This window comes from Butyrivibrio sp. MC2013, from assembly GCF_000424585.1.
GTDB lineage: Bacteria > Bacillota > Clostridia > Lachnospirales > Lachnospiraceae > Butyrivibrio.
The window spans coordinates 1-12,884 of record NZ_AUKE01000036.1 but is presented as its reverse complement, the minus strand read 5'-3'; the positions used below and the strand labels follow the sequence as shown (position 1 = coordinate 12,884).

The 12,884-nt window shown below is 43.9% G+C and carries 12 protein-coding genes and 1 pseudogene; 1 reads left to right on the top strand and 12 read right to left on the bottom strand.

All coding sequences use genetic code 11. The features are described from left to right. Positions 1-295: pseudogene (locus G636_RS20755) on the top strand (IS66 family transposase); the annotation flags it as partial. Between the two features lie 189 nt (positions 296-484). On the opposite strand, the gene G636_RS0114000 reads toward G636_RS20755, so the two are convergent. The 12 genes from G636_RS0114000 to G636_RS0113945 form a co-directional block, all read right to left on the bottom strand. Continuing rightward, entirely contained in the window at positions 485-1,156 is a 672-nt protein-coding gene (locus tag G636_RS0114000) for an ABC transporter ATP-binding protein (RefSeq protein ID WP_026508559.1), read from the bottom strand. 28 nt (positions 1,157-1,184) lie between these two features. After that, the gene (locus G636_RS0113995; protein WP_026508558.1) at positions 1,185-2,393 is read right to left on the bottom strand and encodes an ABC transporter permease; all 1,209 of its coding nucleotides are present in this window, start codon (positions 2,391-2,393) and stop codon (positions 1,185-1,187) included. Further along, positions 2,362-2,802, bottom strand: coding sequence for a DUF4418 family protein (locus tag G636_RS18705; RefSeq protein WP_051227042.1), 441 nt, complete (start codon positions 2,800-2,802; stop codon positions 2,362-2,364). Before G636_RS18705 ends, G636_RS0113995 begins: the two co-directional genes overlap by 32 nt. A 74-nt stretch (positions 2,803-2,876) precedes the next feature. Continuing rightward, positions 2,877-3,926: an ABC transporter substrate-binding protein gene (locus G636_RS18700; RefSeq protein ID WP_035779758.1), complete on the bottom strand. Its 1,050-nt coding sequence runs from the start codon at positions 3,924-3,926 to the stop codon at positions 2,877-2,879. 16 nt (positions 3,927-3,942) lie between these two features. After that, positions 3,943-4,722 carry an ABC transporter ATP-binding protein gene (locus tag G636_RS0113980; protein WP_026508557.1) on the bottom strand — a complete coding sequence of 260 codons (780 nt, stop codon included), beginning with the start codon at positions 4,720-4,722 and terminating at the stop codon, positions 3,943-3,945. Further along, positions 4,716-5,660, bottom strand: coding sequence for an ABC transporter permease (locus G636_RS0113975; RefSeq protein ID WP_026508556.1), 945 nt, complete (start codon positions 5,658-5,660; stop codon positions 4,716-4,718). The genes G636_RS0113980 and G636_RS0113975 overlap by 7 nt, the downstream gene beginning before the upstream one ends. A 20-nt stretch (positions 5,661-5,680) precedes the next feature. Further along, on the bottom strand, positions 5,681-6,367 hold the full coding sequence (locus G636_RS18695) for a DUF1847 domain-containing protein (protein ID WP_035779756.1): 687 nt from the start codon (positions 6,365-6,367) through the stop codon (positions 5,681-5,683). 461 nt (positions 6,368-6,828) lie between these two features. Next, the gene (gene pseB, locus G636_RS0113965; RefSeq protein WP_026508555.1) at positions 6,829-7,833 is read right to left on the bottom strand and encodes a UDP-N-acetylglucosamine 4,6-dehydratase (inverting); all 1,005 of its coding nucleotides are present in this window, start codon (positions 7,831-7,833) and stop codon (positions 6,829-6,831) included. Between the two features lie 150 nt (positions 7,834-7,983). Further along, positions 7,984-8,604, bottom strand: a complete 621-nt coding sequence (locus G636_RS0113960; RefSeq protein ID WP_026508554.1) for a flavin reductase — start codon at positions 8,602-8,604, stop codon at positions 7,984-7,986. Between the two features lie 84 nt (positions 8,605-8,688). Beyond that, positions 8,689-9,756, bottom strand: coding sequence for a hypothetical protein (locus G636_RS0113955; protein ID WP_026508553.1), 1,068 nt, complete (start codon positions 9,754-9,756; stop codon positions 8,689-8,691). Between the two features lie 68 nt (positions 9,757-9,824). Next, the gene (locus G636_RS0113950) at positions 9,825-11,270 is read right to left on the bottom strand and encodes an MBOAT family O-acyltransferase (RefSeq protein ID WP_026508552.1); all 1,446 of its coding nucleotides are present in this window, start codon (positions 11,268-11,270) and stop codon (positions 9,825-9,827) included. 113 nt (positions 11,271-11,383) lie between these two features. Further along, positions 11,384-12,424, bottom strand: coding sequence for an acyltransferase (locus G636_RS0113945; protein ID WP_026508551.1), 1,041 nt, complete (start codon positions 12,422-12,424; stop codon positions 11,384-11,386). Positions 12,425-12,884: the final 460 nt, after the last annotated feature.

The window sequence follows — 12,884 nt, the reverse complement described above, 5'->3', positions numbered from 1 at the left end:
TGGCAAGTATTATAAGGATGGTTACAACCTGTATAAACGAATGGAGAAATACATGCATAACCATCTGCTGTTCCTTCATGATAAAAGAGTTCCGCACAATAATAACTTAAGTGAGCGTCAGGCTCGTAAGGTAAAACGTAAAATCAAGCAGGTCATGACATACCGGTCATTCAGCAGTCTAGAGTATTACTGCGATGGATTGGGTGTGCTGGTTACGCTGCGCGAAAATGATCCCAGCAATATTTACACGAATGTGTCAGAGATATTTGATAGAAAATACCGGTGGTCCGACTGATAAAAGTCTAGATCACCGGTATTTTTATCTCAAGTTGGGGTCTGAACAGTAACCTTTATAGTATTTTTCAAAAAGTATTATATAAATCGCGGCACTTTATATTGAATTATATTCGATTATATTGAATTATATATTTGCTGTGTATTTTATATTGTTTTATACTTCCTGCAAAACAAGTACTAACTATTGTCAGTCCAGGCTGATCACAGTATCAGCTATAGCCTCAGGATGCTGCTCGTGAGTTGACATGAGCACCGCAGCGCCCCTGTCAGCTTCCTGCCTAAGAAGGTCAAATACCAGCTCTGCGCTGTGCTTATCAAGATCTGATGTAGGCTCATCTGCAAAGATAAAGACGGGGCTTTTGATCAGGGCCCTTGCTATCATCATGCGCTTAAGCTCCCCACCTGAGAGTTCTGACGGATATGCATCCCCCAGCTCCAGGATCCCAAGCTGCTTCATAAGGCTGATAGCTCTCGTGTGATACTCATTGTCCCAGTCAAAATAGTCTGTCTTTTTGTCAAAAAGCGTGCAGGGCAATAGTATGTTCTCCAAAACAGTCAGGCCCGCTATGGGACTGGGAACCTGGGTGATATGACCAAAGCTCTTGTTTCTGACCTGTGACAACGTTCTGTCATCCAGGGCATACAGATCCCTGCCGTCATATACCACCTGTCCTCCTGATGGACGCAGGAGCCCCGATAGCATATTGATGATGGTGCTCTTACCACTGCCGGACCTTCCGGTCAGTGCTATTATATTTCCTGCCGCCAGCTGCAGATCTATTCCCTCAACAGCTGTAAAGCTCCTCTTTTTACTGCGTCCCCTGCAAAAGGATCTGCTCACATTATCTGCTCTGATCATAGCTGCTTCCTCTCATAATCTGTAAAAATCAATAACCCTCACGTAATATAAGCGCAGTATCTATCCTGCTGATAGCAAAAGCCGGTATAAGACTGCTCACAATCCCTGATCCGGAGGCAGCTGCTGCAGACAATACAGCAGTTACAAGGAGTGTTCCCAGATTCGGTAATAGATAGGGAAGTCCTATAAGGCCGGCAAAAGCCTGCCCAAAAAGTATAAAGACGATAATCGAGATGACCGTTCCAAAGATGCTTCCTGCGGCGCAGAGCAAAAGTCCCTCTTTGATAACTATCCCTGCCAGCGCCTTTGCAGATACTCCTATTATGCGAAGGGAGGCAAATTCCCTTTTTCTAAGGCTACCTGTAATGACAAAGACTGTCATCATCACAGCTATTGTCAGCAGCCATACCACTCCCACGAGAGCAGCTATAACTGAAGATATTCCTGATAAGCCAGCCGATATCCCTGAGATCATAGCCTTTGTCCTGATGGCTTTTACGCCGTCAAGGTCCATATTGATCCTCTTTACCAGCTCGCTGATATCGCTTCCTTCTGATACTTTTATCAATATGCTTGACAACCTGCTCTGTGGCTCTGCTCCATCCAGATAGTCCAGACCCTTGGCGGCAGCTGCTCTGTGAAGAGCCCCCAGGGTATTTATATTTGCATATACCGAGGAATCCAGATCAGTACCTGTCTTATCAAGCTTTGCTACCACCTTGACCTTAGTGTCATAGAAGCTTATACTCTCTCCCACTGATACGCTAAGATTACTGCCTGCCAATACCTCCATATCTCCCGGAATGCTGCTATGGGACTCCTTGATCCACGGAGATATGGTAAAATCCGTTTCCGGATCATATCCCACTATTTTCACAGGAAAAGAGCAGCAGCCGCTGGACAAAGATGTGAGAAAGAGCTGGCCCGAAACCAGCTCTATCCCTTCATATGTCAGCAAACTGTCAGCAACACTGCGCTCCATATAATGGTTATCATCAGTGCCTCCCAGAATAATATCCCCGTTATCTTCCGCTGCAGCTGACTCTTCATCTACTATGAAAATATCTGCTCCCAGTCTGGCATTAAGAGAATCTATGCCCCTTTCAAGAGAACCTGTTACTATGCTGCCTGCCGTTATGGCAAAGGACAAAAGAGCAGAAAGAAGTATGAGTCCTATTGATCTGACGGGGCTTGCTATTAAGTTTTTAATCGAAAGATCTCTGGAGATTTCTTTCATCTGACACCTTGCCTTTTCTGAAAAGTACAACAATTGATGCAAGCTCTTCTACTGCTGTCAGCACTGCAAAAAGGATCACAAAAGGTCTCATTACTGCATGGCAGCGCATGGTATTCATCTTGCAAAGAGATATGATCACGCCGGGTACAAGAGTGACAGCCAGTGACAATGCTATAGCAGACAGTTTCATACTAACGATCAGTCTCAGGTCCTTTACAACGGCTGATAACGCTATGATAGCTGCGGTTATGATCCCCACTACTACCACTGTATTCTGAGCACCATGGCAGTGCATCCACATTCCATTGTCCATAGGGCCGCAGGCCTTAAATACTGTAGCTGTTCCCAGTGACAGTACCAGTGGCAGGATAACAGGTAACAGATTATATATCTTGATATTTTTATTCATAACAGCTTTTCCCTCCCCTTTTATATTCCCGGATACAAATTTGAGCTTTCGATGTATCCGGGCTCTTTTGGCAATTAGTTCACTTCCTTAAACTGTCCGTCTATGATCTCATATGAATCCGGAACTCCGTCAAAGAACTTAAATGAACTCTCAATAAGCTCGTCAGGATCGGTAGACTCTTTTAAGAGCTCGATTTTCTTCAGATCATAGGTCACGTTCTTAAGAGCGTCATATCCGCCCTGTACACTGGGAACAAAAAGATATGTGGACAGGATCTGTGCATTTGCAGCAGGGTCACCGCTGACATATTCAGCGTCTACCTGGATCTGAGCTGTTTCTTCGATATTCTCAGATACCCAGGCCGAAGCCTTGAGCATAGCTCTGGTAAATGCAGCTGCAACATCCGGATGATTCTCTACCAGTTCTCTTGATACAAAGCTTACGCAGCAGTATTCATCGGCATAGGGCTCAGTAGCTGCAGTATCGAGCAGCACTCTAAGGTCATACTCATTCTGGGCATTGGTAGCTACGGGATCAGCTGTCGCAATAGCATCTACCGCGCCGTTCATAAGAGCTACAGGCTGGTCTGTTCCGGAATAAACCGCAAATTCGATCTCGCCGCTTGCTGCAGAGATGTCAACACCTGCTGCATAGAGAGCGCGTCTGCAGGTAACAGCTTCAGAGCCTGCCAGTGAGCTTACGGCTATGGTCTTGCCCCTAAGGTCCTCAATGGATTCAATTCCGGAATCCTTTCTGGTGAGGATCTTGGTGCAGCCTGTATGCATACCTGCGGTGATGACCATGTTAAGGCCATTCTCTATGGGCTGGATAAACTTACCCACAAGGCCAAAGCCACAATCAATGGTACCTGCTCCAAGAGCAGCCTGGATATCTCCGGATCCAAAATCCACTCTCTCCCATTTCACGCCTTCCTCATCCAGAAAGCCCTTTTCCATAGCTACCTGAAGAGGTGCATGACAGAGGGCGCCCTGAGTCTCACCTATCTTAAGGACATATTGGGAATCATCTGCCCCATCTCTATTTGCCCCCTTTACGCTGCCACAGGCCATAAGTCCCATGGTAAGAGCAGTTACAAGTACAAGTGATAATATTTTCTTTTTCATAATTTTCCTCCTGTTATCAAATGTTGTATTCCGGCTCTTTCTCCTTGCCGGCAAAGTCCAGGACCTTGAGGATCCTGCTTCTGTAAGATATGAACTCACTGTTATTCCTGTCCCTTGGATAAGACAGAGTCACATTAATGATCTCCTCGATCTTGGCAGGTCTTGCGCTCATGACCACGATCTTATTAGCCAGGTATACGGCTTCGTCCACATCATGAGTGACCATGACCATGGTCATCTTCTCTTTCTTATGTATCCTTAGCAGCTCATCCTGCATATTCATCCTGGTAAATGCATCCAGTGCGCCCAGAGGCTCATCCAGGAGCAGTGCCTTGGGTTTACCTACCAGAGCCCTTGCAATAGCTGCCCTCTGACACATGCCTCCTGAGAGCTGATGAGGATAGGATTTCTCAAAGCCTGTAAGCCCCACCATATCTATCATCTCCCCAACTGCTGCCTTATTTTCCTTGTAGATATGCCTGGTCTTTAATGCAAAGGCCACATTATCTCTGATATTCAGCCAGGGGAAAAGATTGGGATCCTGAAAGACCAGTCCTCTGTCATGTCCGGGCTTTGTGACCAGATCGCCGCCCAGATATACGCTGCCTTTTGTAGGCGTATCCAGTCCTGCCAGTATACGAAGGAGCGTAGATTTGCCGCAGCCGGAAGGTCCTATGAAACAGACAAAATCTCCTTCTTCTATCTCAAGATCCACACCATTAAGTGCATGGACCTCTTCGCCTGATGGTGTATAAAAGATCTTTTCAACATTTTCAAATCTGATACCGTTTACCATTTAATGACTCCTTTCTGCCACAGGAGCACTTTGTCCCTGACCTTGAACAAAAGGGTGATGACAATGAAGAATAGTACTGCTATCACGATCAGTCCTGCGTAGAGATTGGCATAGCACATCATCTCTTTCTGCCAGTTCACATACCAGCCCATACCGTACTTGGCTCCTATCATCTCTGCTGTCATCAGAGCCACAAAGGATGCACACAGACCGTTAAAAAGGCCTATAAATATGCTGGGCATAGCAGCAGGGACTGCTACTTTAAAGATCTTTTCCAGTTCACTTGAGCCCAGAGTGGCAGCTACCTCCAGGTAGGAATTCTTCACATTGGAGATACCGCTGGAAGTAAGGACTGTAACAGGAAACCAGACTGAAATGCCTATGATAAAAGCACTGGCAGATCTGGATGTGGGAAATATGATCAGCATGATGGGGATCCAGGCAGTAGCCGGTATGGGGCCCAGTATCCTGATAACAGGATTGATCCAATAGGCGATCTTCTTGTTAAAGCCTGCTCCCAGTCCTGTGAAAAAGCCCAGTATCAATCCACCTCCCACTCCGCTGGACAATATTCCCATGGAATAGCCTATGCACTTAAGGATCAGCTCCCTGTCCTCCACAAGGGTTCCAAATACCGCATCCAGAGTAGGGAAATACAAAGTCGGCAAAAAAGCAAACTTGGCAGTGACCAGATTCAGGATATTCAGGAATGTGACCACTCCTGTAAGAAGAGGTGCATTGTAGAGATTGAAGCTGCCTGTTTTAACACGATTTACGGCTACACGTAGCAAATATACAATCAGGATACCCAAGAGCAGCAATGCAAAATAGGGATATCGGGACGATTTATGAAGGGGCGAATCGGGAACAAGTAATTCCAGAACCTCTGCGACTATGACAGAGACTATAAATAGTATCAAATTGATATATTTTAACATTACACTCCTCCCCGCCGAGCTTATTTAATATTGCCAACTGATATCTTGGAATAATCGATCTCTTCTCCCACCGGAGCAAGCAAAAGCTTCTTGTAATATGCTCTTGACTGATAGAGCGCAGCCACCGGATTGTGGCCCAGTACCCTGTCCTTGGTGATAAGGCTGGTAGTAAGGCCCTTGGCATATTTGATAAAGAGACTGTCGTGGCCTACGCAGAGTCCCACGATGACATTCAGGTCTACCTTTTCTTTATTCAGAACCTTGGCCTGCAGAATAGGATTACACATCACAGGACCTGTGACACATGTGTACTTGGGATCCACACCTACAGTAGTCTTATTTACAGATCCGGATTTGCAGCTTACCCCGTATACTTCAAATCCGTTAAGTCTCAGGATCCTGGCAAATATCCTGCTCTCCTCCAAGAGACCTATGCATGTTGCAATGCCTATTTTCTTTGCCCCGATACGCTTTGCAAACTCAATGATCTCTTCCACTCTGGTGTACTTGCCATAGAACTCACCTTCGATCTCAGCTGCTGCCACAGCCACCTTGCGGTTGGTCCTGTTCTTCAGATAGATATCTGTTACTTCATCAATCTCTTCTTGGGTCAGCGCCGCCGTAGGACAAAATTCAGGATATGCGCCTGATCTTTTTACGCAGTTCATAACGCCGCAATCCACGCAACTAAAGCATTTCTCACTCATCTCTTCTCTCCTTTATTTTTTCGTTGTGGAAATGATATCATCCAGAGGAAGCTGTGAATATTACGAAAAGATGATCGCCTGTTATAAGAAAGTTTTATAACGAGATATAACTTATAACAAAGCAGTATACTGTCAAATATAATATGACGTAAGGGTCAAAAGTCATTTCGATTCGAGCTTGCTCGAAATCGAATATGAATTTATGACCCGCAAAACATGAGCAAAGTAGCACGTAGTGCGGATTTGCGAATGTTTTAGGATTGTGAGAGTTTCGAAGAAACGGAACAATCCGTTAGTCATAAGGTGTCAAAAGGAACTTTTGACACCTACCTCATAATATATCCCCAAAATAAAAAATCCCCATCAGCGGGTTTATCCCGCCAATGAGGACTTAAGAATAGTCTATTCATAATATAGTGAAATCCGAATCAGCTATGAATACTATTTATCCAGAGCTTTTTTCAATGCTTGTCCAGATCTGTCTTAAGCTTCTGCTGAAGTTCTTCAACAGTAAGGAATACCTTGTTATTACCGGAAGTATACTCAAATCCGGCTTCTACAGGCTTGCCGCCGGGTACAATCATGCGGTCCAGCCACCAGTCATAGTGAGGATAGATGATATAACTATCATCATACTCATAGGTACGTGCTGAATCCTCAGAGGTGATCATGATCTCATGAAGCTTCTCGCCTTCTCTAATACCCACTTCCTTGAGATTACAATCAGGGCTCATAGCCTTAGCCAGATCAGTGATCTTAAAGGACGGGATCTTGGAGATGAAGGTCTCGCCTCCCTGGCTTACTTCCAGAGCCTTGATGACAAGCTCTACGCCCTGCTCCAGACTTATCCAGAACCTGGTCATACGGAAATCTGTGATAGGCAGTTCTCTGCCGCCCTGATCGATGATGTCCTGGAAGAAGGGTATAACAGATCCACGGCTTCCTGCAACATTACCATATCTGACAACTGAGAATATAGGTCCCTTGCCGCCGGAATAGGAATTGGCAGCGCAGAAGAGCTTATCAGATACCAGCTTGGTACCGCCATAAAGGTTGATAGGATTTACAGACTTATCTGTGGACAGAGCTACTACCTTCTGAACTCCGCAGTCCAGGCAGGCATCAATAACATTCATAGCTCCGTTTATATTGGTCTTGATAGCTTCATTGGGATTATATTCACAGGCAGGTACCTGCTTTAATGCAGCTGCATGGATCACATAATCCACTCCCTGCATAGCTCTGGTCAGTCTCTCCTTGTCGCGGACATCTCCGATAAAGAATCTGAGCACTCCGCCGGGCTGAGAATACTGCCTGTAAGCGTTCTGCATATTGAACTGTTTGAATTCGTCTCTTGAATATATGATGATCTTCTTAGGCTGATAATGAGCCAGTACATAATCTACAAAATGATGTCCAAAAGATCCTGTACCACCTGTGATAAGTATAGTCTTGCCGTTTAACATTTTTCCTCCAAACTGAGCACTAATAATATCCTATATACACCAATGATCCGATCATTGATAAGGGTAATGTGGCTCAGAGTAAATAGCTGTATGCTGCCCGCACACGCAAACTATATTATATAGTAGGTCTCGCATAAAAGGCAAGCCGCCTTAAAGCGTTATCTCCTCGAAGTCAGAAGCAGGATGTTTGCAGATAGGGCAGATAAAGTCAGAAGGCAGCTCTTCGCCCTCATAGACATAACCGCAGATCTTGCATCTCCAGGCTTTCCTACCTGTCTTTTCCCTGGGCTCTTCGGGCTTTGGCTTGATATTAGACTGGTAGTAGGTATATGTGGCAGAAGGGTCTGAATTTAATACATCCATATCTGTCACATCTGCGATGAAGAGGGTATGAGTACCCAGATCGATGGACTGACATACCTTGCCTGAGATGTAGGCATTGGTGCCTTCTGTGATATAGTAGATCCCATTGGCGCTGCGCTCCATGTGGGTGAAAGTGGCAAACTTATCCACATCACGCCCGGACTGGAAGCCAAAGTGCTTAAAAAGGTCAAAATTCGCCTTTTCAGACAGGATAGATACGTTGAATACGCCGGTATCAAGGAGCATATCATGAGTATAACCGGACTTGTTGACCGCAAGAGATATACGGTTTGGCTCACTTGTCACCTGAATAGCTGTATTGGTGATGCAGCCATTGTCCTTAATATCATTTCGCGAAGTTAATACAAATAGACCGTAAGACAGAGAAAACATAGCTTTATTATTCATGCCCACCTCCTGAATCATATGAACTTCTACAATAGAATTATACCATGACGGATGTAATACAACACGTGCCTAAAACACCATTATTTAGTAATCATATCCCATAAGGTATTCCTTTTCATTTTCCAGAAATTCCCCTGCATTATCCCTGGTGAGTCTCCCCTCACCCTTATCTATGCTCTCAAGAATAAATGAGTATATCCAGCCGCCATAATGAATGGGATCCGAATAATTCTTAAGGTCCTCTATAATATCCTTCCTGTCATTAAAGGAATATACTTCAATATTATCGCAGTCAAGGAGCATATCTATTGCTATCTCCTCAGCCTGAAGTGTCTTTAGCAGTTTACCGCTTTCATACAGATCACTGTAATGAAGAATACTGCAGGGAGGAACAAAATATATAAATCTTGTATTAGGATACTGCCTTGCAGCTTGTATTACATTTTGGCTGATATTGGCTCTGACATTTGCGGCATCTTCTTCAGAAAGGGGCTCCTGACAAATCTCTTCGTTTACAGGCTCCCTGTCTGCAAATACCTTATCAGGATCAAAATATGATATCTCCTCATCCCTTCCTATATAGCCTTCCGTATCCAGGCTCTCTACGCCGCCCGCAGCGCCATCCTTATACCTGCCGGTGATCATGGGATAGCAATAATTAAAGAGGACATCTTTATTAAAGAGATACTTGATATCATCAAATATCAGATCATTGTATAAATACGTCGGAATATCAGCTATATCCGGCCTCCTGTGATCCTTTTCCTGATATAGCTTATCAAGAAAGAGGCTGCATAAAACTACCTTCATATCGGGATTGGTCTTTAGTGCTCTTGAGATACCCTCTCCGGTCTCCTTATAGGTACCTCCGGAATAGATTATCTTCTCAGCATCAGTATCAAACAGGCTATTAAACTCACTGATGCTAAAGCCCGCGCTGATAGATATTCCTGTTATCAGAGAATCAAATTCAAAATGCCTGGCCACGCCATCATTGGTATACCTCTCGATATTCTCATTTCTACTGTAATAATATCCATCAAGAGGCGCATGATAGTGAAAAAAAGGATCTATATGGAATATGATGGCAGAGGGAACTGCCAATAACAGTAATGAAATTATAAGTATGCTGATAACAGCTCTTTTAGCCAAACCAACACTCTCCTATCTATATAGCCATGCTCACTAAAAAAACATGCTGCTATTTTCTCAGTAAGCACTCAGAAGTTAAAATAAATAAATACAGATACTCCGCCCACAGATATAACGGCATATGCCAAAAGGAGCGCGGTAAATACCGTTGTAAGTACATTTGCATGGAACTTCTTTTCCACACTGTTTCTGTGATTCAGACATACCACAAAAGCAAAAGCAAAGAAAAGCAGCGGACAAATAAAGGGTATCTTGCCGGCAAGGCCTCTCAAGTGGAATAGATCAAATACAAATCCCCTCTCCGGAAGAGAAAAGCTGTCTATTATCTCCTTCCTGACTGTAAACGTCTCCATCTTGAACATGCGCAGCAGGAGCCTTACCCACTGCCTGATGCTGTCCGCTCTGAACAAGAGCCACAATATGCTGACATAAGCAAAGGTTATGAACCACTGAAATGCCATATGCATCCTGTCATATTGCTTCCTGAATACCCTGGTAAGACAATTGGCTACGCCATGAAGTATTCCCCAAAGTATGAATGTCCAGTTAGCTCCGTGCCAGATGCCGCTGACCAGGAAGATCAGCATGATATTGCGATATGTCCTGGCCTGACCTTTTCTGCTGCCCCCAAGGGGAATGTAGATATATTCCTTAAGGAAACGTCCAAGAGTCATATGCCATCTCCCCCAGAATTCCGGGATTGAATAGGACTTATAGGGCGAGTTAAAGTTCATGGGAATAGCAATATTAAAGATACGGCCTATTCCGCAGGCCATATCACTATAAGCACTAAAATCAAAATATATCTGGAAGGTATAGGACAGCATGATAATAAATATCTCAGGCGATGTCAGAGTGTCCACATTCCCGTCAAATGCCCAGGTGACGCAGCGGGCGAAGGTATCAGCAAGTATGACCTTCTTGGCCAGCCCCAGGGTAAAGAGGACGATTCCGGAATAGATATTATCAAAATCCACCTTTTTGCGAAGCGGGTCCCTGAACTGTGGTATAGTCTCCCTGTGCAGCACAATGGGGCCTGCGATCAGCTGGGGAAAGAAAGATACGAAAAGCGCATATTCCACAAAGGAATAATCCTTGCATTCTCCCTTATAGGAATCCACCAGGAATGATATCTGCTGAAAGGTAAAAAAGCTGATACCAAGAGGAAGCACAATATCAGTGATCATAAGATCCAAATGAAATATCCCGTTTATTGTCTCTTTAATGAAGTTAAAGTATTTGAAATAGAAAATCACTGCTGTATTGGCAACTATTCCAAGCACCAGTATAAGCTTGTCCTGCTTCCTGGACAGTATCCCGGAAATAAGATAATTACCCACTATGCTGCCGCAGATTATCAGCAGATAGGCCGGATTAAAATAGCCGTAAAAGCACAGCGACATTAGCAGCAGATATACCTCAGGCAGCAGCCTGTTAACTTTGGCCAGCAGATAATACCCTATTACTGCTGCAGGCAAAAAAGCGAAAATAAAAATGTATGAATTAAATAACATGTCGTCCTTCTTTATATGGTTATTTTTTCAATCTTGCATGTATGAAGTAAACCGCTCTTACATGCACTATGATACACTCTTTGTTATAAAAGCGCATGCAGAGATTGCCTCGCCTAGCAAAGATGCCTGAACACCCTTATTTTCCTCAATGCGTAAATACATAAATATGATAATACAAATACCAATACGCTGATAGCAGGAACTGAAAAAGCAGTTTCAAAGGACAGGCTGTTCAAGCCAAATCCCTTGTTAAGAAGCGTAATGACCATCTGATGGATCAAATATGCTCCAAAGCTGAGCGTGCCCATAAGGGGCAGGAAGCTTGCAGAATCTGCACTCCTGTCTTCAAAAGTTCGCTTAAAGAGCAGAAATATAAAAGCGGTCTTGGAAAGTCTGATGATCTCAGTATTATTCAGGACTTCGCCCAGGTAGCCATCTCCCCATTTAACAGCAAAAACAAATGAGAATATCTGAAGGGCAAAAGAGGCTATGCCGGCAGCATATATAGCTATGGCAACACTTCTCTTTAGAGGCTTATGGGAGAAATAATAGCCCAGCACATAATAATATACAAAGCCCTTGAAAAGATATACGTTCAGATTCTCCTGAACCGATCCCAGATAGCCGCCTGCACTATCATTAATCCTGCCAAGGATACTGATAGCATCCGGAAGCAGAGAAAATAACAAAAGCCCCATGATGATAAATGCGCCCAGCATCCGATCATCAATCACTATCCGTCTAAGAAAGGGAGTGATCAGGTATAAGCCAGCTATCATATATAGAAACCACATATGAGAGTAGCCTCTGATGAAATACCCAGCCATAGTCATGAGGCCTTCAGAGCGAACAAATATCAGATCATAGACCAGCGACCAAAAAGCAAATACCAGCATGATCCTGGCAATATATTTCCTGAAAATATCCGAAAAGGAAATATCCCTTCCCAGGAAAAGACTACCGCTGATCATGACAAACACAGGTACAGCAAAGCTGCAGATATCCCTGTAGCATCTAAAGACCAGCCACTCACGACTTCCAATCTCCACCTCTGCAAGATACTGAGATGATACATGTATCATGATCACAGCAAGAGAAGATAGGATGCGCAAAAGGTCAGGATAGACCAGTCTCTTTTTATTTGAATCAGGCATGAATAGCTCCCCCGTCATTTCCTTATTTATCAGCAAGTGCAAAGAAATCGCATGCATTATCACTTGCTACCCGCCATAATTGTACCACATGCATATGTGCAACAAATACAAAAAAGGAAGCAGTTATTGTCCTATGAATCCCAAAAGGGTTACTGTTCAGACCCTAACTTGACATTCTAACCTAACGATAAAAATACATATGAAAATTTGAGAAAACCCAGAAAAAATCTAACTTTTTTGGGTTTTTCTATTGCATTTTACATCGTTATGATATATAATATAAACGTAACGATGTTACAGAAAGGAGCACCCCCATGGGAATAATAAAACAACTTGATAAACGAACAGGAATAACCTATGTCTACGAATCCAAGGCATACTGGGACAAAGAAAAACAGCAGAGCCGGGCCAAGCGTACTCTTATCGGAAAGATAGATCCTGAGACGGGTGAGATGATTCC